Here is a 24,322-nt window from a genome sequence, read left to right as displayed (position 1 = left end):
GGCCCTTAGAATCAGCTTTAACTCTTTATTGAGTCTATACCCCCCTCTATGAGCTTCTCACGCACCTTCCTGTAGAAGTCCTTACTGAGCCTTACAAAGTGGGCGCAGTGATCTGACTTTTTGAATACAACCTCTTCCATGTGGTTGATCTCCTCCTCGTACTGCCCATCAATCACCGCGATGGCCTTCTTACCCTTCCTCAAGAGCTTGACCCTGATGACACTTTTATTGGAGACAACCAGTGGTCTGGCGCTAAGCTTGAAGGGGCAGATGGGGACTATAAGAAAGGCCTCCACACGGGGATCCACTATTGGACCCCCCGCAGACATGGAATACGCTGTTGAACCGCTGGGTGTTGCTATGATTATACCATCCGCCCTGAGCTCCTCGACCACCTCATCGTCAACGGATATCTCTATATGGAGCATCTTGGCGGGCTTCCTGGTCATCATAACAACCTCATTGAGGGCTGATGGAAGTTCACCGTTATGGTATACGCTGAGGAGTGTTCTCCTCTCAACAGCATAGTTGCCAATAAGAACATCCTCCAGGGCCGAGAAGACGTTCTCAGGGTCGACCTCTGTGAGGAAACCGACAGTGCCCATGTTTATTCCAAGTATGGGTATCTCCTTACCCTCTATGAGGCTCTGGGTCCGGAGTATTGTCCCATCCCCCCCAATGGTCAGTATCATGTCGACATCCATGTCCCTGATGTCCTTTCCGTATTCAAGGAGTTCCGGTAGCTTCTCTGCGACCTTCAGGTCAACACTCAGTTCAACACCCCTGTTCAGAAGGAATGAGGCCACCTTACCTGCAAGTTCAACGGCTTCGGGCACATCAAAGCGGGCTATTATACCTATACGCATCATATGGCCTCCAGGGTCTGCATTATCTTTTTGTGGAGTTCCATGTTTCCCGCCGCGATAAGTGAGGTCCTCGCCTTGACATTTAGCAGGCCGTCTATTGATTCGCCCCGCTCATTTGTCACCACTCCACCTGCCTCCTCCACGATTAGCTTGGATGCGGCTATGTCGACTATTCGCAGATTCTCCCTCAGGTCCATGAAGGCGTCATATGAGCCGCTTGCAACGTATGCGAGTTCAAGGGCCACGGAGCCCAGAATGCGCATCCGGCGGATCACCCTGCAGATGCTATCAACCCTCCGGAATCTCGTGCCGTAGATGAATGCACCGAGGGAGGTCCTATCCAGGGAGTTCTGGCTTGATGCGCAGATTTTTTTATCATTCAGAAAGGCTCCCTGATCTCTTATTGCCCAGTAAAGGTCTCCCGTTGCAAAGTTCTTCACGAAACCCATGACGACATTGTTGAGGGAGGGGAGGTCGCCTCCAGGGATATATTCCGCAACAGCCACTGAGATACCGTAGAATGGTATGTTTCTTATTGCATTGCTTGTACCATCGAGGGGGTCCACAACGAAGATTATTCTGGGTTCATCCGGGGGCTCCTGGTTTATGTGGAGAATACCTATCTCCTCACTTATTATCGTGACGGGCCTATCTGTGTTCTCAAGCACACCTATGGCCTCATCCTCTGCAACGAGGTCTATGAGTTTTGTGGGTGTTCCGTCGGCTCCCATTTTGATTATCTCCCCGGCATCTGGAGTTCCTACAAGGGGAGCAACAGCCTTTTCAACCTGCTCGGCCATTTTAACTGCGATGCTCTTCCAGTAGTAGATGTCTGATTCTTCCATTCAACCCCCTTCTTGAGTTCAATCAAGGTAGATGAGCGCTGATACAGCAGCCCCACACTCTTCAACAACATGGTTTGTTTCTTCTACTATTAATTCATTTATTTCAAGTCCCCTCACAGACATCATGTATCTGACCATTGAGATGGCCTTTTCCCTCACATCTTCAGGTTTTCTGTTAACCGCAGAGTTCTCAACGACACATCCGAACTCATCTGAAGTTGCAGCTGCTATGGCGGCGGATATGAGGTCACCGGGGGTATCTGATATTTTATATGAGAGCACACAGTTCACCATGGACCCCGGTTCAAGGGGTGGAAGTTCAACTATTTTCGTGCCATGGGGGAGTATGCTTGAAACCTTTATGAGGTTCACGTCACCTATTCCAGCTTCAAGGAGTGCATTGTCAAAGGCATTGAGCCTGGTGGGTCCTTCAGAGCTACCTGATGTTATAGCAACCTTCATTTCAATCACTTCTTATCAGATTCAATTCAATCACACAATTCAGAGGCACTGATTCTATAAAGCTTTTATATATGTGCACCAGATTAATAGATATACATCTGTCTCATATCACTCATTCTAACAGGAGGTAAGATTGATGTCAAAGAAAGTGGTTGAAGTTAAGACACTTAAGGTTGGAAAGTACGTGATCATTGATGGTGAGGCATCAAAGATTACAAACATCTCAACATCATCTCCGGGCAAGCATGGATCAGCAAAGGCCCGTGTTGAGGCTGTTGGGATTTTTGACAACCAGAAGAGAAGCTTTGTTAAGCCTGTTGACTCAAAGGTCGACATACCCATAATCGACAAGAGGACAGCCCAGGTCCTTGCAATAATGGGCGGAGACGTCCAGCTGATGGACCTTGAAACCTATGAGACCTTTGAAACACCCATACCTGATGAACTGAGGGACAATCTGGTTGAGGGTATTGAGGTGGAGTACATAGAGGCCCTCGGTCAGAGGAAACTCATGAGGACCAAGGGATAATCCCACAAACTCCTTTTTTACAATCTGATAAAATCAGGTTTTTGATCTGAATGCTTTTACATACAGAAGACCCCCTAAAATTTGCTTTTTCAACAACGGACCCTGAGAGGATACCTGAACTTTCATTTGGAATAGTGGGGGTCCCCTTTGATTCCACAACCACCTATGTTCCAGGGACACGCTTCGGACCCCTGGCAGTTAGGGAGGCATCCTACAGCTTTGAATCATATAACCTAAGGTTTTCAGGAGAGCCAGGTGTTAAATGCTTTGACTTCGGTGACGTGGATGTGGTGCCGGGTAATTTCCAGAGAACCGCGGAGTTCATAGGTGACTCCATAGGCGGATTGCTGGACCTGGACCTCAAACCCATCACCCTGGGCGGTGAACACACGGTTACACTACCCGTGATCGGGGAACTCATATCCCGCGACAGAGCGCCTGTGGTTATCCACCTCGACGCCCATATGGATATGGCGGATCGCTATGCAGGCGAGAGGTACTCCCATGCAACAGTCATGAGGCGCGTTCATGAACTTGGGGTAGATGTCATTCAGATCGGGGTTCGCTCAGCATCAGCCCATGAGGCTGAATTTGCAAGGGAGAATGGTATAAGATGCATAATGGCCCATGAGGTAATGCAGAACCCTGAGGCTGTATCTGAAGCCCTCAGGGGTATCAGGGACCCTGTATATATCTCGGTTGACATGGATGTGCTTGACCCTGCATATGCACCATCGGTTGGTAACCCCACACCCTGCGGTCTCACGCCATGGGTTCTCGAGGACATGGCTGAAGTTCTCTCCAGGAAGGATGTGGTTGGTTTTGATGTGGTGGAGGTTGCATCAACCGGCTTTGGGGATCAGACATCTGTGAATGCGGCCAAGATAATTTATGACCTTCTGACACTTTTATAATTCTTTAAAGCATCTAAAAGCCCGGATTCCCTTTCTGATCCCAGCAGATTTTATATACTTTGTTGGCCAACCATTTAATTATCAATCCCGGTGGTGTTAATCATGAATACTCGAGAGGTGGAACTCAGGGGTCACATAATTGACAGTCTCATACTCCCCAGGGCCCTTGACATAATAATGGATATGGGCGGGGATTTCCAGATACTTGAAATCGAAATAGGAAAGAGAAAATCTGATCCAAGCCATGCGAGGATACTGGTGGAGGCGGAGACACCATCACTCCTCAACCAGATCCTGGATGAACTCAGTGAGATAGGGGCGTCCATAGCAGAGATAAGGGAGGTTGAACTGAAAAGGGCCCCGATGGACAGGGTTCTCCCTGATGACTTCTACTCCACAACCAACCATCAGACCTTCATTTACCATGGAGGCGAATGGCTGGAGGTTGAGGGGATAGAGATGGACTGCATGATAGTCGTTGACCCCAAGTCAAAAACTGCCCGGTGCAAACCCATCAGGGATATAAGGAAGGGGGATCTGGTTGTTGTCGGAAGGGAGGGCATAAAGGTCGTCCCACCCGAGAGGCCCAGGGGAAAGCAGGGAGTATTTGAATTCATGGGTAGCGACGTTTCAAGTGAAAAACCCCTTGTGACCACCATAAAGAAGATAGCCTCTGAGATAACCGATATTAAAAGGAGGGGCGGTAAGATAGGCCTGGTTGGGGGCCCGGCAATTGTGCACACAGGTTCTGCACCTGTGATTGCAGAGATGATACGCAATGGCTTTATAGATGTGCTCTTTGCAGGCAACGCCCTTGCCACACATGATATAGAGTCAGCCCTGTACGGCACTTCACTTGGGGTTAACCTTGAGAGGGGTGAGGCCGTAAGCAGGGGTCACAGACACCATATCAACGCAATAAACGAAATAAACCGCGCCGGTTCAATAAGGGATGCAGTGGAGAAGGGGGTCCTCAGGTCAGGGATAATGTATGAGTGCATAAAGAATGATGTGCCATTTGTCCTTGCAGGTTCAATAAGGGATGATGGGCCGCTTCCCGACGTAATAACGGATGTCATGGAGGCCCAGAATGAGATGAGGAAGTACGTTCAGGACCTCGACATGGTCATAATGATAGCCACCATGCTCCACTCAATAGCCACTGGCAACATACTCCCATCACGCGTAAAAACAATATGCGTTGATATAAACCCGGCAACAGTCACGAAGCTCTCTGACAGGGGCAGTTCACAGGCTGTAAGCGTGGTTACAGATGTGGGTGCGTTCATCCCCATACTCCTCCATGAACTCAAAAAGATGAACAATCTGGAGGATTAGATGATAAGGGGTAACATCCTTAACGTCTTCACAGGGGACATATACCCTGCGGAGGTTGAGGTTTCTGGCGGCTTGATAACATGTGTTCGGAGGGTGGAGGGGAATTTCACAGATTTAATCCTCCCGGGGTTTGTGGATGCCCATGTCCACATCGAAAGCTCAATGCTCACCCCTTCATCCTTTGCAGCTGCTGCAATCCCCCATGGCACCACCGCTGTTGTTTCTGATCCACACGAGATAGCCAATGTTATGGGTGTTGAGGGTGTTGAATTCATGCTGGAGGATGCTTCACACACACCCCTAAAATTTTACTTCACGGCACCATCCTGCGTACCTGCAACACCCTTTGAGACATCAGGCGCAGAGCTCTCGGCCAGGGAGATAGAGGATCTCCTTTCAAGGGACTCTGTGGTGGCGCTGGGTGAAATGATGAACTTTCCCGGTGTGATATCCGGTGATGAGAAAGTAATGGAGAAGATAGATGCTGCAAAAAAACTCAATAAGCCGGTGGACGGCCACGCACCCCTACTATCAGGCGATGAACTGTGTGCATACACAGGGGCTGGTATATCCACCGAACATGAATGTGTGAGTCCCGCTGAGGCCCTTGAGAAGAGGGAACTTGGAATGAAGATAATGGCACGTGAGGGCTCCAGTGCAAGGAACCTCAGGGACCTTGCAGCCGTTGACTGTGACTTCCTGGTATCGGATGATATCCACCCAGCAGACCTCCTGGGGGGTCACATGGATCGGATACTCCGAAGGGCTGTTGAATACGGTGTTGACCCTGTTAAAGCCGTGCAGATGGCCACCGTGAACCCTGCAGATCACTACAACCTCAACACAGGGGCCATAGCACCTGGAAGGGCAGCCGACATGGTGGTGGTTGATAACCTAAGGGACTTCAATGTTAAGAGGGTGTACATTGATGGAAGGGTCGTTGCAGAGAATGGAAGATACTTGGGAGCCCCTAAAACCAGTCGCAGGAATATGAACCGCCTTGAAATCATTGATTTCACTGCAGAGGATCTTGAGGTGGAATCAGATGATGATGAGGTCACTGCCAGGGTAATTGATGTATTCGATGGCCAGATAGTGACAGGGGAGCTGCAAAAAAGACTTGAGGTAAACGATGGCATTGTAAAACCCGATCCCTCCCTGGATGTACTTAAAGTATCAGTTATAGATCGTTATGGTAAGGGAAACATCTCCAACGGATTCGTTCATGGCTTCGGACTTAAGGGAGGGGCCATTGCCTCAACTGTGGCCCATGACTCACACAATGTCATAACAGTGGGCATGGATTCAGAACTCATGAAGAGGGCGGTCGATATCCTCAAAAAAACAGGCGGGGGCCTTGTGGCTGTTTCGGATGATGATCAGAGGATCCTTGATCTCCCGGTTGCAGGTTTAATGTCAGATGGAAATGCAGGGGAGGTCGCATCCAGAATGGAGGACCTCAACGATTTTGTGCGTGAACTTGGCTGCACTCTGAGCGCGCCATTCATGACGATGTCCTTCCTCTCGCTTCTTGTTATACCTGAATTGAAAATAGGTGATAGGGGACTTTTCAGTGTGGATGAATTCCGGTTCGTAGATGTTATTGTTGGGTGATGATTGGGCCCTGCTTTTCTGTTCTGAAGGTATCAGAGGCTGATCACTTAAACCCCTTTGATTCAAGTTCCCTTATTATCCTTTTCATGGCCTCCCGTTCACGGGGTCCCCCGACCTTTCTTGCAACCCGGTTCATTTCACGGATCCTGTTCATCAGGTCCTGGGGGTCCATGAAGCCGGCCCGGGTGTAATTTATAAGTGACTCTATAACAGCGTATATTCCCCTGTTGAGGACGATCCTGAAATCTTCACCCCTGAAAATCTCAGGGGTCCTGGCATTCACGATGTGGATCTCTGTCTCACCGTACCGGTCAGTCCTCACCACCTTCTTAACGGAGTCAACCTCTGCGGTGAAGAATGCATCGGCGCCCTGGAGGTGAAGGTATCCCCGGTGGGATGAGAACATCTCATCGCCGAGCTCACCCAGGGTGGCCTCGGTGAAGATGAGGGGATCCAGGGTCACGTTCACCGTGAATTTTCTGTTTCTGAGTATATTCTCAAGTGTGTGGGTTCCAGGATAGAGGTAGAGGGTCACACTCCGCTCACCGGTGCAGAGGACCCCAATGGGGGCAGCATTTCCCCTCATTGATTCATCCCATGTTACAACCATGGTCTCATATAGCTGTCCAGGGACCATATCTAAGGCCGTCAGAGTGGATTCCTGGGTGTACCCTGTGCCCTCAGATACCCCATCATCTTCATTTTTTCTATTCAAATCGATAAATATCACCTTCTGAGGACGAAACCCTCTATATCTGCGTTTATGACACAGTCAAAGTCCAGGAGGTCGTACCATCCGGCCCTTGCAAACATGTCCATGTAGCAGAGCCCCATGAGCATCCCGCCCTCAACAAGGGCCTCATCGGCGAGCCCTTTAACGTCCTCAATATCTGAACCTATACCGGGCATTGAGAGTCCCCCCAGCAGCACCAGGACATCAACCTTTCCGGATTTCATTTCACCAAGCTCAACACCGTACTCTGTTAACTCCAGTGTTCTTGCCCTTTCAAGGTCCGTGTTGGGTATAAATATGTTATCCTTGTCCCTTGAGGCGTATGCAAATAGCTGGGCAAAGGGTGTGCAGACCCCGGGTACACCTGCAAAGCCTATCCTCTCAGCATCCTTAACAGCCTCCCGGAATACACCGAGATGTTCCTTTATACCCCTGAATTCCTTCACCTTCTCCATACTGACACCTCAAAACTTATAGTTATAAATTAATGGTCTCCCTATAACTATTTTACTGGAATATTCTCTTTGAGTGATATCATGGAAATAGAGAACGTTAAGATGGCCCTTGATATGCTATCATCCTCTGAATGCTTTGGGGTTCTCATACCCGAGGTGAGGTCCAACCTGGTAATGGCACGGGAAAACCCCCGTGGCATCGAGGATGTTGTGGCGGTACCCGGCCGAATCACAGAGTTCCGTGGGAGGGCCTTCGCATGCAGGGAGCCTGAGTTCGGGGCATCGTCCCACATGGCCCGTTTTATAATAGCCCTCAACAGGCACTTTCCCTGGAAGAGAAGCGCACTTAATATTAAATTTGATGAGAGTATAATTGATATCTGTGGGGACCATGGAATGGTGGTCTCATCATATGACCGTAGCCGGGAACCCCCAGAGGTGCGGGAGGTTGAGGGCGGCACCATACCCTGGGGTGTTGAGGAGGCCATAAGAAATTCAGAATCAACTCCTGATGTCATATACCACAGAGGTGCATGGGGCAAGGAACCAATGATCGTACTCACCGGGGAGGACGCAGTTGAAGTTGCAGAGGCGGCCCTTAGAATAGCTGAGGATTATGAAAAACTTTTGGGGAGATGAAATGAAGTACCGGATGTACAAAGAACTAATGGAACAGCCAGAATCACTTAAAAGGACCCTTAAAGCTGAAGGGGACAGAATGTCCCAGATATCAAATGATATTGCTGACTGCAGACGAATATACCTTGTTGGATGTGGAAGTTCACTATCCACATGCTACAGTGCAAGGGACGCAGTTGCAATGAACTATGAACTTAACATTGATGTCATGACCGGCTATGAATTCTACTACCACAGAAAGATTGAGGAAGGGGACTCTGTGGTTATATTCACCTCCCAGTCCGGGGAGACGGCAGATACCCTCGCAGCACTCAGGAGGGCCACTGACCTTGGACTTAAAACGGTGACGATCACAAACGAGCCTGAAAGCACCATGGCCTCTGAGTCCCGGAGCACCATAATAACTCGCTGTGGCAGGGAGGAGGCCATACTTGGCACCAAGACCTACATGACACAGCTCCTGGCCCTCTACATGATACTCTTTGGTATGCACACCGATGAGGTATCTGATGGGATGCTCTCAGAACTGGAGGAGCTACCTGATGAGATCGGGAGGCTCCTGAGTGACACAGAGGATGACTGCAGAGGTCTTGCAGAGGAGCATGCAGGGGAGGATATATTCTACTGTATGGGTAGCGGTCCAAACTATGGACTGGCATACAAGCTTGCCATGACCATGCTCATGGAGGGCGCCCTGAAACATGCCTGTCCCCTGTATTCAGGCGAATTCAGGCATGGTCTCATTGAGAGGGTGGAGAAGGGGGTGCCGGTGATATTCCTTGAGTCAGGCTTTCCGGGTGATGAGCTTACAGAGAGGGCCCTGAGGTTCTGTGAGAGTCTTGAAACCCGGAATATAGTATTCAGGATGTCTGATTACTCTGACCTCAATTCACTGCTCTCACCATTTGTGCTTGCGGTTCCCCTTGAGTGGTTCGTATACTACCTCGCGCACTTCAATGGTGAGGATCCTGGAAGCACGAGGCATATTGGCAAGGTCAGATACTAAAAATCCCTCTTTTGTTCGGTACAGATTAGTTTGGCGGTGAAATTGTTTTAATCTGGGGTTCTCTTACAACAAAAAAATAATGGGGTGGTTCATTCCACCTTGAGGACCTGTTTCTTTTTGACTTCCACCTTTGGGAGTTCAACTGTAAGGACACCATTTTCAAATTTGGCCCTGGCCTCCTCGACCTTTATCTTTTCAGGGAGCCTCATCTCCCTTCTTGCCTCACCGTATTTCCTTTCCTTTTTGACGAAATTGGCCTCCTGGACCTCGACTTCCTCTTCAAAGACTGCAGATATGGATATGGTATTCTCTGTGAGTTCTATGTTTATATCTTCCTTCTTAACACCGGGAAGATCCGTCTTTATGATTATCTGATCATCTGTTTCTATGACGTCCATGTTCAGTTTTTCAGGTATGTTCTCGGTGTACTCTGATATCTTCTTCTCGAACTCCTTCTGCATCTCCCTCATGTTCTTTATCATATCTTCCATCATCTTCTCGGCCATCAGCCTTCTCTTCTCAAACATTGTCATGGGTTTTTCCAGTTTCTTTTTCATATAAACCCTCCAGTTTTTTCACTATCTCGGAGACCCCTCTGCCCTGGAATGCAGACACCATCAGTGGTTCCTCAACCATATTAATATATTCTTCCAGATACTTAACATTTTCTGCAAGGTCCATCTTGTTGAAAACCGTGATGATTGGGGTGTCAAAGACACCCTTTATGCCCAGGTAGAGGCTGTACTGGTTTTCGAGCGTGTATCCGCAGGTCTCTGAGGCGTCAAATATGAAGAGTATGACATCGGCTATGTTCTCAAGGGCAACCATGGCCTGGAGTTCGATGTTGTTCATATCCTCAACCGGCCGGTCAAGGAGACCTGGAGTATCTATTACCTGAATTTTCCTCCATTTACGTTCAAGGTGGCCTATCTGTATACCCTTGGTGGTGAAGGGGTAATCAGCAACCTCTGGTTCTGCACCTGTCAGTGTCCTGAGGAGTGTGGATTTTCCCACATTTGGGAAGCCCGCTATAACAACCGTGAATGCATCGAAATCCACGGTTGGCATGTTCCTGAGTTTGTTCTTTGCAAAGTCAAGGAAGTCAAGGTCCCCTTCAATTCTTCTCACAACTGATGATATCCTCCCGAAGGCCTCCCTTCTCAGATTTGATGCATCTGATGGCTTTGAACGTTTGATTTTTTTCATGTAATCGGATTCAAGCTGATTGAGTATTCCGACAGCCCAGTTAAGCGCGCCGAGGGACTTTTTGAGGTCATCCACACCCACGGTTACATCGATGTAGTCCTGATAGAACTCTGGCAGTGACTCTATATCAGGTATGCGCTGGATGATCATCTTCAGACGGTCCCCTATAACATGGCATGCTGTCTGGATGCGCGTGGATTCAATTATCTTGGCCTTCCTCTGTCCAGGGATCTTTGAACTCCTTTTGAGGGATGCGGCCTTTCTGGCCCTCCTGAACCCCTTATCAAGGAGTTCATCTGCTGTTGGAACTGTTGGTATTATCATGAAAATCACTCTTCTCTATTAATAACTTTGGATATGTATTTATGTGTGGTGAACCTCAAAGGTATGATTCTGAGTTTTATCTGTAGTCCCTTTCACTGAATATCTGGGCCTGGAACCTGTAAACCCTTGTCTGGGGGTCATAGAAGCAGTCAGGGGGGAGTCCGGCCTTCATACAGGTGTTGCAGAGGAACTCCTCAGCATCCCATCCCCACTCTGTTGCAACCTGTGGCAGTAGAAGGCCCCTGGCCCATCCCCTCTCAACGATGAGGCCATCAACACCAACCCTTATTCTCTGGGGATAATCAGAAGGATTCTCAACCCTGATGGGGGTGGGTGGTGTGAGGACGCTGACCTCAACCTCTATCTCATCAAGTTCATCAGGTTCAACAGGCGGGAACCTGGGGTCACGTGTGGCCGCTGATATGGCGGCGTCGATGAGAGCATCTATGAGGGGCCTTACCGGTTCAGGGTAACCTATGCATCCCCTGAGCTCACCATTCTTCTCCAGTGTAACGAATACACCCCTGTTCTCCCTGAATTTATCAGGAAGATCTCCTGGTAATCTGAATGTTTCGGAGCCACGCAGGTGCTCCTCAATAGCACTCCTTGCAGTTTCAATAAGAAGCCTTCCCTCCTCTCTTGATATGGATTTCATGTTCCACCAACCATTGCATTCAGTATCCTCACATGGGGCCCCCCATCACCCACAGGGACGCTCTGTCCTGATTTACCGCAGAAGCCAATCCCAAGCTTGAAGTCTGACCCAACACCATCAACGTTCATGAGGGTCTCAAGAACGTTCCCTGAAAGTGAAACATCCCTGAGGGGCTCACATATCTCACCATCCCTTATCCTGAATGATTCAGCCGCATTGAACTGGAATATACCCTTACCTGTATCAACCTGACCTCCCCTTGAACCCCTGAGGTAGATGCCATCACGCACATCCTCAACGAGTTCATCAAATGATAGGTCTCCCGGTTCAAGGAATGTGTTGCTCATCCTGACAATGGGCTGGTCCCCTATGGCTGAACGTGCGTTTCCTGATGGTTCAAGCCCAAGCTTGAAGGCCGTTTCCCTGGAATTCAGAAGTGATCTGAGAGCTCCATCCTCCACAAGAACAGTCCTTGATGCCTCCACACCCTCTGCATCGTAGCTGTAACTACCAAAACCATCAATGGTTGGATCATCGACTATGGTCACAGACTCTGAGGCGATCCTCTCACCGAGCCTTCCCTCAAGGATTGAGTCACCCTGAAGTATGAGGTCAGCCTCTGCGGCATGCCCCAGGGCCTCATGTATGAAGACACCTGTAAGTTCAGGGTCTGTTATTACATGGAAGCGACCTGATGGGGGTGAATCTGCTGATAGGAGTCTCACCGCCTTCTCACCTGCTATGCGCCCGAATTCTTCGATGTCCTCCCTTTCAAGTATCTCAAATCCTCCTGTGCCGCCGCAGCTGCCATGGCCAAACTGGATGCCTGTACCGTCGGATGCAACGGCATTGAGGAAGAGGGCAACCTTTGAATCGTTCATCTCTATGAAGGATCCCTCAGAGTTGAGGAAAACGGTTGAACTCTCCATATCAACGTAACTCACGGTGGTGCTCACAACTCCATCAACCGATGCCGCATGGTGAGCCTCAAATACAAGCTCCCGTTTCTCATCTGCTGGAACATCTGAGGGGGTCCTTGATGATTTAACTGAGGTCTTATCGTGTTGGGGCTGCAGTGAACCAACCTCAACATCGCCCCTGAGGGATTCAGCCATCTTAACAGCATGGAGTGCCATTCCCTCCAGCTCTTCTGGTTCATCGGTGAAGGCGAATCCCCATGAACCCTTTTTAAGCACCCTTACTCTGAAACCTGCAGCCTCTCCTGACTTGACCTCCTGTATTTTGCCGTCCTTGAGTATAATTGAACCTGAAGATGAGGTCCCTGCCCTTAAATCTGCGTATTCTACCTTTTCAGCTATACTGCTGATTACCCTCTCCAGATGATCCATATCGATATCCATTTCCCATCAGCCTTCAAGAAGTTTCTTTAGGTTTATCTGTAAGTGGAGCCTTATGATTCTTTTGCATGTTTAGTTGGATGGTATCATTAAGGTTTGTAGAATGCTACTGTAGGTAGGCAAATCTTCAGATGGTGGGATTCAGTGGATTAGATAAATTATTTAAATGAACACCCATATACCAACTAATCAGTTCATTTTACAGATAGCACCGGATGTGGTATATTGAAAACAATTGAAGAAATAAACCAGAAGATCAGGGATGGGGATGCTGTCGTCGTAACTGCAGCTGAGATGACAGCAATTGTGGCTGAAACCGGACCAGAAGCTGCTGCAAGAGAAGTTGATGTTGTTACAACCGGTACATTTGGTGCTATGTGTTCATCAGGAGCTTTCCTCAACTTCGGACACTCTGATCCACCAATAAAGATGTCGAAAACGTACCTGAATGGTGTGGAAGCATATTCAGGGCTTGCAGCTGTGGACGCCTACATAGGGGCAACACAACCAAACAGGGACCCTGAGATAGGCCTCAGCTATGGAGGTTCACATGTTATAGAGGACCTCATAAGGGGAAAGGAGATAGAACTGGTTGCAGAGGCCTACGGTACAGACTGCTACCCATTAAAGAGCGTGGAGACCCTCATAAGTCTTGATACAATAAACCAGGCGGTGATGGTAAACCCCAGAAACTGCTACCAGAACTATGCAGTTGCCGTCAATTCAACCCAGGAGACCCTCTACACCTACATGGGAACACTCCTTCCAAATTACGGTAATGTGACATATTCAAGTGCAGGGGAACTGAGCCCCCTCCTCAACGACCCCTACTTCCAGACGATAGGGGTGGGCACAAAGATATTCCTCTGCGGTTCAGAGGGCTATATAATCGGGGAGGGAACACAGCACTCAACGGATGTGGATAGAAAGAATGGTGTTCCTGTTTCAGCCGCAGGGACCCTCATGGTCAGGGGTGATATGAAGGAGATGGATCCCCAATACGTGAGGGGGGCGACCATGCCAAGGTATGGCCCCACACTCTATGTTGGGGCGGGAATACCCATACCAGTGCTCAATGAGGATATAGCAGCTGCAACAGGAATATCAGATGAGGAAATAGTCTGCAGGGTGATAGACTACGGTGTTCCAAGAAGATCAAGACCAGTTATCATGGAAACAAACTATAAGGAGCTCAAATCAGGTAAAATTGAAATAAATGGTGTTGAGGTCCCAACGTCTCCACTTTCATCACTTAAAAAGGCGACGGAGATTGCAGTGGAACTGAAATCATGGATTGAAGGGGGAGATTTCCTCCTCACAGAACCCCTAAAACCCCTACCATCAAGGGGCCATTCCACAAAGCCACTTGAAATACGAAGGCCCTCCATCATGGTGAGGGAACTCGAGAGCAAACCCGTCATAATAACCCACGAGGATGACGACCTCAGGGAGGTGGCGAGGAAGATGGTTGATAACAACATAAACCATATACCTGTTGTTGACAGCCAGGGCATCCTCAGGGGTATTGTGACATCATGGGACATCGCAGATGCAGTTGCAAGGGGCAAGAAAAGTCTGAAGGATGTAATGACCCGCAGAGTAATCGTAGCACGGGAAAATGAACCCGTTGACGTTGTTGCAAGACGTATAGATAAATATAACATATCAGGTTTACCGATAGTGGATGAGGAAAACCGGGTGAAGGGTATAATCACAGCAGAGGATATTTCAAGGCTGATAGGAAAACTGGAGAATAGGGGAGAGTCAATATGAAGGCCTGGCTTAAATTCTCACCTAATATCGTTAATAAATCCATAATCTCAGAGGCAATAAAGAGGTACGACATTGATTTCAACATACTCCGTGCCAACATCACCCCACGTGGGGGTAAGATGCTTGTTGAGATAAGCGGTCCGGAGGAGAAGGAGGGAATAGACTTCATCGAGGACGCTGGAATTGAGGTTCACCCTGCAATGAGGGTGGTAAAGAAGGACAGGGAGAAGTGCGTGGACTGTGGAGCCTGCGTCTCGCTCTGTCCTGTGAGCGCCATATGCATCGAGGATGACTGGGAGATCAGGATTGACGACCAGAAGTGCATAGGATGCAGCTTCTGTGTGAACTCATGCCCTACAGGGGCCATAATGCTATTTGAATGAAACCAGATCCGGTTTTCAGATCCTGAGAAAAAGAGGTGAATTGATGGTTCTCATAGTCGGTTCCGGGGCCTCAGGGGCAACCCTTGCAAGGGAACTTGCAGTGGGAGGATTTGATGTTACCGTAATAGAAAGGGGCCCCTACGTTCAGGACAGGGATGCATTTCTGTGCTATGATGAAAGTTCAGACGACCCTGACATCCTTAAAACAAGCTGTGTGGGTGGATCAACCCTCGTGGCAGCGGGTAATGCCGTTAGAGTCCTTGAGGACACGCTGAAGGATTATGGTGTTGATATAACAGATGATCTTGATGCCATTGAGAGGGAACTTGATGTGCGGGAACTCCCGGATACACACATCGGGAGGGGGACTGCACTCATCATGGATGCGGCAGAGTCCCTTGGGCTTGAAATAAGGAGGATGCCGAAGTTCATAAGACCCGAAAAATGCAGACCATGCGGTAAATGCTCCTTTGGCTGCCCCAGGAGTGCCAAATGGTCTGCCAGGGAATTCATGGATGAGGCCATTGAACACGGCGCGGTGCTGGTTAAGGAGACAGAGGCAAGGGATCTGATTCTGGAAGGGGGGAAGGTCAGGGGTCTTGAAACATCAGCAGGCAGTTTCCATGATGAAACCGTTGTCCTGGCAGCAGGGGCAGTTGAAACCCCAAGAATCCTGATGAGGGCAGGTATTGATGCAGGGAGAAAGTTCTTCATGGACACCTTCGTTACGGTGGGGGGCATACTTGATGGGATCGGGTTCTGTGATGAGGTCCAGATGAATGCCCTCATTGAAATGGACGGCTTCATACTTTCACCCCACTTCTCAACTCTCCTCTTTCCTGAGAGGAATAGGAGTGACGTCCTGGGGCTCATGGTCAAGATAAGGGATGAGGCCTGCGGCCGTGTGGAGGCTAATAGGGTTGTGAAGCACCACACCCAGAGGGATGTGAGGTATCTCGCTGAGGGCGCTGCCCTTGCAGGGGCGGTTCTATCTGAGGCAGGTGTAAGGGCGGATACCCTACGATCCACACGCCCCCGTGGAGCCCACCCCGGGGGCACAGCTGCAATAGGGGATGTTGTAGACGCGAACCTTGAAACATCCATTCAGGGCCTCTTTGTGGCCGATGCAAGTGTCCTGCCTGAGGCACCAGGGGCTCCACCAATCCTCACCCTCATGGCACTTGCAAGGCGCCTCGCAAGGCATCTGACATCTGATATATAACATTTTCAACCTTTTTTAATAGCAGCCATCATTTCAATGCTCTCTGGATGTGATGGAGGAGACAGAATTTTCAAGTCCTTTCCTGGAACCAAAAACCAATATATGATGCTGAATATAGATATGGCAGGTGAGGATTATGAGAAAAGCACAGTTGAAGTTTCTAACGATTCTTATTACAGTAGCACTTTTCCTTTCATCTGTACCCGTGGCTTCGGCACTCAAAACTGAGATTATCTATACTGGTACAGGGGGGATGTATCAAAGAACTATTACATCAGGCACTACTCCCCCCACACATCGGTAACATCAGAGGTTTTTCAGGCTGCAAAAAAGGGCACTCCAATGTTCACATTTGGTAATGGTGACAGAAAGGTTATAATAGTCGCAGGGGTCCACGGAAATGAACTTCCAGCTTCAATTGCCGCTGTTAAACTCATAAATTATCTTTCAGGTAAAAGGATAAAGGGGACGGTCTACGTTGTACCGTTCCTCATACCATCATCCACTGCCAGGAGTTACAGGTACTGGAATGGTAAGAACCCCAACAGCATTGCAAATGTGAGGGGCACACCATCCAACAGAATAGTTCAGCTGGCTGCTTCAAGGGGTGTGTGTGCCGTGGGGGACTTCCACTCAACAAGGCCTGGTGGAGTGCCCGGGAAAACATCGATTCTCTGCACAAGGATACCCACCTATGAGAGCTACAGGATGGCATCCTATATGAGCCGTTACAGCGGATCAGCCCTCATACCATCACAGGTGGCAGGTAAGGATTATCCAGGAGCCCTTGAGGATGTCTGCAACCTTGCAGGTATCCCTGCAGTTACAGCTGAGGTCCGGTCCCCCCATGGTTCGGTTGCATCGGGGAGTGTTACAAAATCCTACACCCAGATGATAGCCTTCCTGAAGTACAACGGCATCATCTGATGAGGTCATGCAGGGAAAATATCGGTGTTCAAGGGCTTCTGAAAGAGGTAATTATCGGGAACTTCCAGAGCCGAAGTCTTAGTACAAAGGCATCTAGGGAATAAACCTATTCCTTCCTTTTTAATGGAACATTATCTGTATTCGTTTTTTGCAGAAAAACATATCAAATTAAAAGAGATGAAGAGGTATATTAAATTAAAAAAGAGATTTTTGACACATCTATGTTATGAGGTCCTTTATGAACTGGACCACAGTGTCAATGAGGCTTTCACCCACCTTAACAGATGATGGGAACACCATCTTGCTCTTATCTGTGTGGTTCTGAATTATCTGTGCAAACATCAGTGTGTACTCGTCCCTCCCAAGCTTCTTATCACCCACTGAGACATAGGCTGGAAGCCTCCTGTTGGTCTTTGCGAATTCATAGACCCTCCTTGCGGCGTCACGGTATTCGGCCCTTGTGAGTGTCCCTGTATAGGTGTTGCTTGATGAACTGGCGCCGGATATTGCAGTTGTGTTCTTTCTGATGGGAAGCCCTGCTATGTACTGGGATGCAAGGTAGACCCACTCCTCCCTAGCCATTTCGGTTGTGTTACCACTGACTATACGGCGGGCATCTGCTGAGAGTGTGGTTGGATCGATCTCATGCCTTGCGATGTAAACTGATGAATTGACGGCCCTAAGGTGCTCGCCATCTGCAGAGTAGGCGTAGTCGATGAGATTCATTGCTGTGAAGTGGACCTGCTGGCTCTGGGGTAAAACCTTTGGTTCCAGGAGGAGAATACCTGCACTCCTGAGGTACTCTGAGGGTTTATTGATCCCTGCAAAGTAGACATTTGAGAAGTTATCATCCCAGGCCCTGGATAGGTAGCTGGTCTTCTCAAGGTTGAGGCTACCGTAGTTCACATAGGCCACCCCGTCGAGACTGGAGGCGTATGATCTGAGGTAACCTGATTTTATTCCTGAGATGGTACTGTACATCGTCCCGGGACATGCGGCTGCTATGTAAACAGCAAGGGATCCTGGGGGGGCATTCTTAATGGCACGGTCGGCTTCCCCGGGGGCCGGTGACCTCTCATCTATTATAACCCTGGCTGACCCTGCTATCTCTGCCTTTATGGATTCCATGAGTGTTCTTCCATTAACACCATTCAACCTGTCTGAACTCAAGTATATGGTCTCTGGCGTACCTGAAGCGTAGCGGTTCATTATAACAGATGTGGTTGGATAGCATGATGACCAGAGAACGGTTCCATTGACTCTGACTGATGTGGATGTGGAGAATACGCCTGATCTCCAGAGTGTCATCGCCACGGGGAGAAGCGACCTGGGTGCCATGATAACAGGTCCCGATTTTGGCTGGAGGGCGCTCAGTGTGGCTGAATCACTGCCATACCACACCCTCTGGTAGGGTATGCCAAGGCCCTTCAGTGATGATGAGGGTATGGCTGATGCAGGGGCGCATATGATTATCTTCTTGGGCTTCAAACGCTTTATCTCTGTTTTTGTGGCTGATGGCAGCGTCTTTCCACTTATAAGGAGGGGGGCATCATTTTTTATTGCAGCATATGCTGCTGAGATATCTGACCCGGTTCCAAGGACAACCACGTTGCTCCTGCTCCAGTAACGTGCAAGTGAGGATGTCCTTGCAGGGATACGGGTCCCATTAACCTTAACATCACCAACAACAACTGTGTCCATCCCCTTAACATACTTGAGGACGGACTTCTCTGGAGTGTAACTGCTCACCACAAGACCACTTTTTGTATGGGCTGCCGCAGGTGCCGTTATAATGGTATGGGATGAATCGGTTACAAAAACAGCACCGGCTGCCGGCGATACAAGAAACAGGAACATGATGACCAGTACAGATACATTAATCTCTCTCATGCAATCACTCCTAAAACTGGGATTCTATCTCCTCGGTCTCAATGAGGCGCTCACAGTAATAGCATCGCAGCATCACAGGTTCCTTTGATATTACATAGAACCTGTTCTCAACGCCCTCATCGCTGTTGGTGATACAGTTGGGGTTGGGACACCTCAGGATGCCCCTAACCTCATCCAGAAGCCTCACCTTGGCCTTTTCAACAATCTTGTAATCCCTTATGATGTTTATGGTGGCCCGCGGGGCTATCAGGGCTATCTGATCCACCTCTGATGACTCAAGTTCCCTGTTCTCTATCTTAACAATGTCCTTGGAGCCAAGCTGGGATGAATCCATGTTCATGGCAACCGTCACCTTGCTCCTTCCATCGGGCAATCCAAGGATATTGAGTACATTGAGGGCCCTGTTGGCGGTTATATGGTCTATAACCGTCCCGTTCTTTATCGGCTTGACCCGCAGTTCAAAGGGTTTCTTCATCTCATACCCACCTTCAGATCACCTTCTACCCAGATTGAAGGTTTCAATGAACTTTGCATACACTGGCCTTGTTATAAATACACCTATGAGCACACCAAGGACGGTGGTGAATGCGAAACCTGCAAGGAGACCTATACCGGTGGCACCCCTTGCAAAGCCAACGTAGGCCAGCGGAAGCATTGCAGCTATAAGGGTACCTGCAGATGCGAATATTATGAAGAAGGCATCCTTTATCCTGAACTTACGTCTGGTTCTCCTGCCCTCACCTGCCAGTACCTCGTCTGTTATGATGATCTGGTCATCCACACCGGTACCTATGGCTGCCAGCATACCTGCTATTGCCGCAAGGTCAATGTTCCACCTTATAACAGCAGCAGCACCAAGGATGATTATGAGTTCCGCAAGTGTCGTCATGAAGATGGGCACAACAAGGATGGGTGTCCTGTAGCGTATTATGAGTATGACGGCAATTGCAAGGACAGCAAGAAGCCCTGCGATGAGTGCACCCTCCACAAACTGTTTTCCAAGTTCTGCAGATACACTGCTCACACCAACAATTTTAACCTTCACAGGAAGAGACCCTGATTTCAGGAGTGTCTCTATCTCCTTGGCCTGAGCCTCAGCCTCTTCCTTGCTGTTCTCAGCCCCGGTTATACTGACATCAGTGGTCGGTTTTCCTGTTGCAACCTCCGGTGAAATCTCAGGGGAGGTGATCAGACGGTCATCCAGGTACATGTTGACTGGCTGCCCTGCTTTGCCCCTGGCAGCCTCAGCGAACCTCTGCGCCCCTGCAGTTGAAAGCTTGAAGGGCACCTCCCATTCATTGGCTGTGATTATGGGTGCCTGAACACTCACAATGTCCGCCCCTGTGAGGACGGTCTCGTTTCCTATCCTGGCCTCAAATTTACCTGGTTTACCAACTATGTCTGCAACCTGATCTGGCTGGACCCCTGCAATTTCAACTATAACGTTCTGATCGCCACTGGCACGCACCTTCACGTCCTTGACACCGAATATGTTGAGCCTCTTGTCCAGCACGCTTGTCACTGTATTCATTGTGGCAGCATCCACCGGCTTTTCAAGCTTTATCTGTATGAGCGAACCCCCCTTGAGGTCAAGACCCTGCTGGATCCCCAGGGTTGACACCGCAGCTATACTGCCTGCAACGAGGACAAGGAGGAGTATAACCCTGTAATCTTTGAGGAATTTTGAAACCTTCCTGTTCATGCTTTAACCTCCAGGTACCACCTCAGAATTCCAAGGTTCATGAGCCAGGTGGTTATGATGTCTGCAAGGAGCCCTATTATGAGTACAGCGGCTATGTTACTGAGGACCTGTGCCTCCGGCATGAGGAAGACAGTGACCAGGTACAGGGCTGTCATTGAGGCTATGGCCGATATGGACATGGTGAGCCCCGTCTTCATGGCCCCAAGAGCCCTCTGGTTGATGTCACCCTTCCTCTGTTTCAGGATCCTGGTTGTGAGGAGAATATCCGTGTCCACACTGTAACCTATGAGCATGAGTATGGCCCCCACTGAGGCAAGGGAGAGGGGTATGCCGAAGAGTGACATACCACCAACCGCTATTATTATGTCGGACGCTGCTGCAAGGATAATAGCGATGGAGGGTATCGGGTCCCTGAATACTATGAAAACGGTGATCGACATGAAGAGGAATGCGAATCCAACGGCCCAGTATATCTGATTCAGTGCCTGCTTGCTCAGTACAGGTCCTACTGACTTGTAACTGTTTATGGTCGCGGTTCCCTTAAGGGCATCACTCACCCTGACAACATCCACATCGGTACCGAACTGTACCGTCGCCCTTTTACCTGTCACCGAGAGCACCTTCACATCATCCAGGCCCAGTTCACCCTTGAGGAGTGATTCCAGTTCCGGACCACTGATGCTCTTCTCAAGGGTTAGCTCTGCGAGAGCCCCGCCCCTGAGGTCCACGCTTTCATTGAGACCATGGAAAACCACAAGGAGAAGGGCCAGCAGTGTTATGGCTGCAGGTATTGCTATGAGCGGCTTGTATGATCTGAACATCCTATCAAACAATGTTATCACCTGTGAAATCTCTTTGGCAGTTCATCACCTGGAGCTGTATATCTTCAGGTCCTTTTCTGCCATAAGCTTGAGTGTATCCTCCCTCACCTGGATAAGCTCCTTTCCACCGGTTTTCTGCATGAAGAAATTCACTATACGGCCCCCGCGGGCCCTTATCTTTTCAGACATGCGCTCTATCGCACCTTCACCACCCTGTCTGCTCATGGTTGTAAAGGGTATCACATCCTTCCCAAGGAAGTCGGCCCTGTCAATGAAGGTTATCACTGCAGGTGCAGGCTTCCCGGCCCAGGTTGGGGTGCCAATGTATATGAGGTCATATTCTGAGAGTTCAACCCTTTCTGGACTGATTGGGGTCTTTGATTCTCTCAAAGCATCTATTGAGGACTTAAAACTACTTAAAAATCCTCTTCTATCCTTAAGATCCTTGATTTCAATTAGATCAGCATTCAATTCCTCTGCAAGTGTCTTTGCCACCATTGCAGTGTTTCCTGTGCGTGAATAGTAGATCACACATGTCTTCATCGTATCACTCAGCTTCATCACCTAACAGATAATCTGATCCATCTATTTATAATATAATTTTCTGTTCACTTAATATTTCCCTTGAATCCAGAATGTCATGGATGCATTCCAGGAAAGTCAAGGCCCTCCACCTCACTGAATCCACACATTATGTTCATGTTCTGTATGGCCTGACCTGAGGCACCCTTCACAAGGTTGTCTATGGCAGAGACTATAACGGCCCTCTGGTTATCATCCACCTCAAAGCATCCTATGTGGCAGAAGTTTGAACCCCTCACAGCACTGAGCACAGGCATCCCATCAACAACCCTGACAAAGGGTTCTCCATCGTAGAAGCCCCGGAATATCTCCCTGAGTTCATCCTGACGGAGGTCCTCATTGAGGAAGGCGTGTGCGGTTGTGAGGATGCCCCTTGTTACCGGGACAAGGTGTGGGGTGAAGCTGAGCCTCACAGGGTTGAACCTTGAAAGTTCCTGCCTTATTTCAGGCGTATGTCTGTGTCTTGTCACGTTGTAGGCGGTAACATTGTCACTGCATTCAGGGTAATGGGTGAGGGGGGTTGGCTTCACACCGGCACCACTCACACCTGTCTTTGAATCAATTATGAATGTGTCGGCAAGCTTCTCATAAACCAGTGGGAGACATGCAAGTATTGCACCTGTGGGAAAACATCCAGGATTCGCCACAAGATCTGCAGATGCTATCTCCTCCCGGTGAATCTCGGGAAGACCATAGACCGCTTCAAGGGGTTTTTCATGTTTGATCCCATACCACTCCTCATATGTCCTGATGTTCTGAAACCTGTAGTCCCCGCTGAGATCCACAACCCGCATACCCCTCTCTAGCAGATCAGGAACGATCTTCATGGAGGCTCCATGGGGGGTGGCCGTGAAAACTATATCCGCGTCCATCTTTTCCATGGACTCCTCAAATTTCAGGTCAGTGTCCTGGAGATGGGGATGTACCCGCGATACAGGAAGACCACTGTACTGCCTTGAGGTTGCAGCCACCACCTCCACTCTACTGTGGTTATCAAGTAATCTGAGGAGTTCACCACCTGTATATCCGCTGGCTCCAATAATACCCGCACTGATCACGTCAATCACCTTTGCTAATTTATTACTAATTTGGTGGAATGCATTTAAATAAGGTTGTATTCTGCTTAAATGGACCAAAAACTTATAAATGGAGTGGCATAGAATTCTTGAATGTCCACGGGGGAGGAGTTACCCCCACAATGGAGGCGGTAAAATTAAGCGTCACTCGATATTTGCAGTGCTGCTACTTCTCGGGGTGGCAGTGTTGCCTGCAGGGTATGTGAGTGCAACTGATTCAAACATAACATCCAATGCAACGGTTAACAGCACAGCAGCCAGCACCTCTGCGTACACAAAGGTATCTTCATCGACAACAGTGAACTACACCTACCACGAGTATGTCCCGTATACCGTGAGGGTGAAGGTTTCCTACATGAAACCATACAAGGTGAAGATTAAGACTCCCATAAAGAGGTACTACTACAGGAAGGGAAAGTACAGGGTGAGGTACGTCTACAGCTACACCTATGTGACCAAGTACCGCAAAACCTACAGATGGGTTACAGAGACACGCTACAGAAAGGTTACGCGGATCGGGTATGCTGAGATGGGCGATTACCTCAGGGAAACAGAAAACTGCCAGGTTTCGGATCCTGAAATTTCTTCTCTAAGTTCTAACCTGACTGCAGGATGCACTTCAACCTATGAGAAAGCTGTCCGCATATTCAACTGGGTCAGGGATAATATAGACTACAGCTTCTACTACAACACAAAAAACGGTGCGGTTGAGACACTCCACAAGAGGTCAGCCAACTGCTGTGACCACACACATCTTCTGGTTGCTCTTGCAAGGGCTGCAAACATACCAGCAAGGTACATGCACGGTAAATGCGTATTTAGAAGCGGAAACACCTATGGACACGTCTGGGGACAGTTATATATCAACGGAAAATGGTATGACGCAGACGCAACAAGCTTCTCAAACACGCTCGGCACAATAAAAAACTGGGACACCTCCAGCGCATTCATAAATGGTGTTTACGCTGAATTACCATTCTAGAATCTCAAATATTCAATTTT

At 48.9% G+C, this 24,322-nt stretch carries 26 protein-coding genes; 11 read left to right on the top strand and 15 right to left on the bottom strand.

The features are described from left to right. Window positions 1-17 precede the first annotated feature (17 nt). Genes MTBMA_RS06180 through MTBMA_RS06170 form a run of 3 tightly spaced genes read right to left on the bottom strand, consistent with a single transcriptional unit; the run spans window position 18 to window position 2,173 of the window. Entirely contained in the window at window positions 18-869 is an 852-nt protein-coding gene (locus tag MTBMA_RS06180) for an NAD(+) kinase (RefSeq protein ID WP_013296077.1), read from the bottom strand. Continuing rightward, window positions 866-1,711: a bifunctional fructose-bisphosphatase/inositol-phosphate phosphatase gene (locus MTBMA_RS06175; RefSeq protein WP_013296076.1), complete on the bottom strand. Its 846-nt coding sequence runs from the start codon at window positions 1,709-1,711 to the stop codon at window positions 866-868. Before MTBMA_RS06175 ends, MTBMA_RS06180 begins: the two co-directional genes overlap by 4 nt. Window positions 1,712-1,729: 18 nt before the next feature. Continuing rightward, window positions 1,730-2,173, bottom strand: a complete 444-nt coding sequence (locus tag MTBMA_RS06170) for a pyruvoyl-dependent arginine decarboxylase (protein WP_013296075.1) — start codon at window positions 2,171-2,173, stop codon at window positions 1,730-1,732. Window positions 2,174-2,309: 136 nt separating this feature from the next. On the opposite strand from MTBMA_RS06170, the gene eif5A reads away from it, so the two are divergent. The 4 genes from eif5A to ade all read left to right on the top strand — a co-directional run bounded on the left by eif5A (window position 2,310) and on the right by ade (window position 6,568). Continuing rightward, window positions 2,310-2,702, top strand: a complete 393-nt coding sequence (eif5A, locus tag MTBMA_RS06165) for a translation initiation factor IF-5A (protein ID WP_013296074.1) — start codon at window positions 2,310-2,312, stop codon at window positions 2,700-2,702. Window positions 2,703-2,752: 50 nt separating this feature from the next. Continuing rightward, window positions 2,753-3,616: an agmatinase gene (gene speB / locus MTBMA_RS06160; RefSeq protein ID WP_013296073.1), complete on the top strand. Its 864-nt coding sequence runs from the start codon at window positions 2,753-2,755 to the stop codon at window positions 3,614-3,616. A gap of 102 nt (window positions 3,617-3,718) precedes the next feature. Beyond that, window positions 3,719-4,954, top strand: a complete 1,236-nt coding sequence (locus MTBMA_RS06155; protein ID WP_013296072.1) for an ornithine cyclodeaminase, nickel-pincer nucleotide-dependent — start codon at window positions 3,719-3,721, stop codon at window positions 4,952-4,954. Continuing rightward, the gene (gene ade, locus MTBMA_RS06150) at window positions 4,955-6,568 is read left to right on the top strand and encodes an adenine deaminase (protein ID WP_013296071.1); all 1,614 of its coding nucleotides are present in this window, start codon (window positions 4,955-4,957) and stop codon (window positions 6,566-6,568) included. A 43-nt stretch (window positions 6,569-6,611) separates the two neighbouring features. Here the strand turns inward: ade and MTBMA_RS06145 are convergent, their stop codons facing one another. Then, the gene (locus tag MTBMA_RS06145) at window positions 6,612-7,283 is read right to left on the bottom strand and encodes a DUF447 domain-containing protein (RefSeq protein WP_013296070.1); all 672 of its coding nucleotides are present in this window, start codon (window positions 7,281-7,283) and stop codon (window positions 6,612-6,614) included. 11 nt (window positions 7,284-7,294) lie between these two features. Then, window positions 7,295-7,756: a DUF2124 family protein gene (locus MTBMA_RS06140; RefSeq protein WP_013296069.1), complete on the bottom strand. Its 462-nt coding sequence runs from the start codon at window positions 7,754-7,756 to the stop codon at window positions 7,295-7,297. An 81-nt stretch (window positions 7,757-7,837) separates the two neighbouring features. Between MTBMA_RS06140 and MTBMA_RS06135 the strand changes: the two genes are divergently transcribed. Continuing rightward, window positions 7,838-8,395 (top strand): thiamine-phosphate synthase family protein, encoded by a 558-nt coding sequence (locus MTBMA_RS06135; RefSeq protein ID WP_013296068.1) that lies wholly within the window; start codon window positions 7,838-7,840, stop codon window positions 8,393-8,395. Between the two features lies 1 nt (window position 8,396). Beyond that, complete coding sequence (locus tag MTBMA_RS06130) at window positions 8,397-9,401, top strand: SIS domain-containing protein (protein WP_013296067.1); 1,005 nt, start codon at window positions 8,397-8,399, stop codon at window positions 9,399-9,401. Between the two features lie 89 nt (window positions 9,402-9,490). Here the strand turns inward: MTBMA_RS06130 and MTBMA_RS06125 are convergent, their stop codons facing one another. From MTBMA_RS06125 to MTBMA_RS06110, 4 genes are all read right to left on the bottom strand, one after another. Further along, on the bottom strand, window positions 9,491-9,958 hold the full coding sequence (locus MTBMA_RS06125; RefSeq protein WP_238523355.1) for an Hsp20/alpha crystallin family protein: 468 nt from the start codon (window positions 9,956-9,958) through the stop codon (window positions 9,491-9,493). Further along, the gene (locus tag MTBMA_RS06120) at window positions 9,921-10,931 is read right to left on the bottom strand and encodes an NOG1 family protein (protein ID WP_013296065.1); all 1,011 of its coding nucleotides are present in this window, start codon (window positions 10,929-10,931) and stop codon (window positions 9,921-9,923) included. The genes MTBMA_RS06125 and MTBMA_RS06120 overlap by 38 nt, the downstream gene beginning before the upstream one ends. A 76-nt stretch (window positions 10,932-11,007) precedes the next feature. Beyond that, complete coding sequence (locus MTBMA_RS06115; RefSeq protein ID WP_013296064.1) at window positions 11,008-11,586, bottom strand: TIGR00296 family protein; 579 nt, start codon at window positions 11,584-11,586, stop codon at window positions 11,008-11,010. Beyond that, the gene (locus MTBMA_RS06110) at window positions 11,583-12,947 is read right to left on the bottom strand and encodes a TldD/PmbA family protein (RefSeq protein ID WP_013296063.1); all 1,365 of its coding nucleotides are present in this window, start codon (window positions 12,945-12,947) and stop codon (window positions 11,583-11,585) included. Before MTBMA_RS06110 ends, MTBMA_RS06115 begins: the two co-directional genes overlap by 4 nt. Before the next feature lie 222 nt (window positions 12,948-13,169). On the opposite strand from MTBMA_RS06110, the gene MTBMA_RS06105 reads away from it, so the two are divergent. The 4 genes from MTBMA_RS06105 (at window position 13,170) to MTBMA_RS06090 (ending at window position 17,249) form a co-directional block, all read left to right on the top strand. Next, the gene (locus tag MTBMA_RS06105) at window positions 13,170-14,717 is read left to right on the top strand and encodes a homocysteine biosynthesis protein (protein WP_013296062.1); all 1,548 of its coding nucleotides are present in this window, start codon (window positions 13,170-13,172) and stop codon (window positions 14,715-14,717) included. Then, window positions 14,714-15,100 (top strand): 4Fe-4S binding protein, encoded by a 387-nt coding sequence (locus MTBMA_RS06100; RefSeq protein WP_013296061.1) that lies wholly within the window; start codon window positions 14,714-14,716, stop codon window positions 15,098-15,100. Before MTBMA_RS06105 ends, MTBMA_RS06100 begins: the two co-directional genes overlap by 4 nt. A 43-nt stretch (window positions 15,101-15,143) precedes the next feature. Further along, window positions 15,144-16,322 carry a GMC family oxidoreductase N-terminal domain-containing protein gene (locus tag MTBMA_RS06095; RefSeq protein WP_013296060.1) on the top strand — a complete coding sequence of 393 codons (1,179 nt, stop codon included), beginning with the start codon at window positions 15,144-15,146 and terminating at the stop codon, window positions 16,320-16,322. Window positions 16,323-16,664: 342 nt separating this feature from the next. Beyond that, the gene (locus MTBMA_RS06090; protein ID WP_013296059.1) at window positions 16,665-17,249 is read left to right on the top strand and encodes a succinylglutamate desuccinylase/aspartoacylase domain-containing protein; all 585 of its coding nucleotides are present in this window, start codon (window positions 16,665-16,667) and stop codon (window positions 17,247-17,249) included. 219 nt (window positions 17,250-17,468) lie between these two features. Here MTBMA_RS06090 and MTBMA_RS06085 read toward each other — a convergent pair whose 3' ends face one another. The 6 genes from MTBMA_RS06085 to argC all read right to left on the bottom strand — a co-directional run bounded on the left by MTBMA_RS06085 (window position 17,469) and on the right by argC (window position 23,302). After that, the gene (locus MTBMA_RS06085) at window positions 17,469-19,139 is read right to left on the bottom strand and encodes a pseudomurein-binding repeat-containing protein (RefSeq protein WP_013296058.1); all 1,671 of its coding nucleotides are present in this window, start codon (window positions 19,137-19,139) and stop codon (window positions 17,469-17,471) included. 10 nt (window positions 19,140-19,149) lie between these two features. After that, window positions 19,150-19,614, bottom strand: coding sequence for an aspartate carbamoyltransferase regulatory subunit (gene pyrI / locus MTBMA_RS06080; RefSeq protein ID WP_013296057.1), 465 nt, complete (start codon window positions 19,612-19,614; stop codon window positions 19,150-19,152). Window positions 19,615-19,632: 18 nt separating this feature from the next. Further along, window positions 19,633-20,841 (bottom strand): preprotein translocase subunit SecD, encoded by a 1,209-nt coding sequence (locus MTBMA_RS06075; protein WP_013296056.1) that lies wholly within the window; start codon window positions 20,839-20,841, stop codon window positions 19,633-19,635. After that, window positions 20,838-21,674: a protein translocase subunit SecF gene (locus MTBMA_RS06070; RefSeq protein ID WP_013296055.1), complete on the bottom strand. Its 837-nt coding sequence runs from the start codon at window positions 21,672-21,674 to the stop codon at window positions 20,838-20,840. Before MTBMA_RS06070 ends, MTBMA_RS06075 begins: the two co-directional genes overlap by 4 nt. A 33-nt stretch (window positions 21,675-21,707) precedes the next feature. After that, the gene (locus MTBMA_RS06065; RefSeq protein ID WP_013296054.1) at window positions 21,708-22,205 is read right to left on the bottom strand and encodes a flavodoxin family protein; all 498 of its coding nucleotides are present in this window, start codon (window positions 22,203-22,205) and stop codon (window positions 21,708-21,710) included. Between the two features lie 95 nt (window positions 22,206-22,300). Further along, window positions 22,301-23,302, bottom strand: coding sequence for an N-acetyl-gamma-glutamyl-phosphate reductase (gene argC / locus MTBMA_RS06060; RefSeq protein WP_013296053.1), 1,002 nt, complete (start codon window positions 23,300-23,302; stop codon window positions 22,301-22,303). 88 nt (window positions 23,303-23,390) lie between these two features. Between argC and MTBMA_RS06055 the strand changes: the two genes are divergently transcribed. Next, a complete protein-coding gene (locus MTBMA_RS06055) occupies window positions 23,391-24,302 on the top strand; it encodes a transglutaminase-like domain-containing protein (protein ID WP_013296052.1) in 912 nt (303 codons plus the stop codon). Window positions 24,303-24,322 lie beyond the last annotated feature (20 nt).

The sequence above is a fragment of the Methanothermobacter marburgensis str. Marburg genome, assembly GCF_000145295.1.
GTDB classification, from domain to species: domain Archaea; phylum Methanobacteriota; class Methanobacteria; order Methanobacteriales; family Methanothermobacteraceae; genus Methanothermobacter; species Methanothermobacter marburgensis.
The sequence above is the reverse complement of the archived record's forward strand: the minus strand, read 5'-3'. Positions and strand labels throughout refer to the sequence as shown.

Bases quoted from the DNA above. Each gene is read 5' to 3' on its own strand.
- MTBMA_RS06180 (WP_013296077.1), bottom strand. From the start codon at position 869: ATGATGCGTATAGGTATAATAGCCCGCTTTGATGTGCCCGAAGCCGTT.
- MTBMA_RS06175 (WP_013296076.1), bottom strand. From the start codon at position 1,711: ATGGAAGAATCAGACATCTACTACTGGAAGAGCATCGCAGTTAAAATG.
- MTBMA_RS06170 (WP_013296075.1), bottom strand. From the start codon at position 2,173: ATGAAGGTTGCTATAACATCAGGTAGCTCTGAAGGACCCACCAGGCTC.
- eif5A (WP_013296074.1), top strand. From the start codon at position 2,310: ATGTCAAAGAAAGTGGTTGAAGTTAAGACACTTAAGGTTGGAAAGTAC.
- speB (WP_013296073.1), top strand. From the start codon at position 2,753: ATGCTTTTACATACAGAAGACCCCCTAAAATTTGCTTTTTCAACAACG.
- MTBMA_RS06155 (WP_013296072.1), top strand. From the start codon at position 3,719: ATGAATACTCGAGAGGTGGAACTCAGGGGTCACATAATTGACAGTCTC.
- ade (WP_013296071.1), top strand. From the start codon at position 4,955: ATGATAAGGGGTAACATCCTTAACGTCTTCACAGGGGACATATACCCT.
- MTBMA_RS06140 (WP_013296069.1), bottom strand. From the start codon at position 7,756: ATGGAGAAGGTGAAGGAATTCAGGGGTATAAAGGAACATCTCGGTGTA.
- MTBMA_RS06135 (WP_013296068.1), top strand. From the start codon at position 7,838: ATGGAAATAGAGAACGTTAAGATGGCCCTTGATATGCTATCATCCTCT.
- MTBMA_RS06130 (WP_013296067.1), top strand. From the start codon at position 8,397: ATGAAGTACCGGATGTACAAAGAACTAATGGAACAGCCAGAATCACTT.
- MTBMA_RS06125 (WP_238523355.1), bottom strand. From the start codon at position 9,958: ATGAAAAAGAAACTGGAAAAACCCATGACAATGTTTGAGAAGAGAAGG.
- MTBMA_RS06120 (WP_013296065.1), bottom strand. From the start codon at position 10,931: ATGATAATACCAACAGTTCCAACAGCAGATGAACTCCTTGATAAGGGG.
- MTBMA_RS06115 (WP_013296064.1), bottom strand. From the start codon at position 11,586: ATGAAATCCATATCAAGAGAGGAGGGAAGGCTTCTTATTGAAACTGCA.
- MTBMA_RS06110 (WP_013296063.1), bottom strand. From the start codon at position 12,947: ATGGATATCGATATGGATCATCTGGAGAGGGTAATCAGCAGTATAGCT.
- MTBMA_RS06100 (WP_013296061.1), top strand. From the start codon at position 14,714: ATGAAGGCCTGGCTTAAATTCTCACCTAATATCGTTAATAAATCCATA.
- MTBMA_RS06095 (WP_013296060.1), top strand. From the start codon at position 15,144: ATGGTTCTCATAGTCGGTTCCGGGGCCTCAGGGGCAACCCTTGCAAGG.
- MTBMA_RS06090 (WP_013296059.1), top strand. From the start codon at position 16,665: ATGTTCACATTTGGTAATGGTGACAGAAAGGTTATAATAGTCGCAGGG.
- MTBMA_RS06085 (WP_013296058.1), bottom strand. From the start codon at position 19,139: ATGAGAGAGATTAATGTATCTGTACTGGTCATCATGTTCCTGTTTCTT.
- pyrI (WP_013296057.1), bottom strand. From the start codon at position 19,614: ATGAAGAAACCCTTTGAACTGCGGGTCAAGCCGATAAAGAACGGGACG.
- MTBMA_RS06075 (WP_013296056.1), bottom strand. From the start codon at position 20,841: ATGAACAGGAAGGTTTCAAAATTCCTCAAAGATTACAGGGTTATACTC.
- MTBMA_RS06065 (WP_013296054.1), bottom strand. From the start codon at position 22,205: ATGAAGACATGTGTGATCTACTATTCACGCACAGGAAACACTGCAATG.
- MTBMA_RS06055 (WP_013296052.1), top strand. From the start codon at position 23,391: ATGGAGTGGCATAGAATTCTTGAATGTCCACGGGGGAGGAGTTACCCC.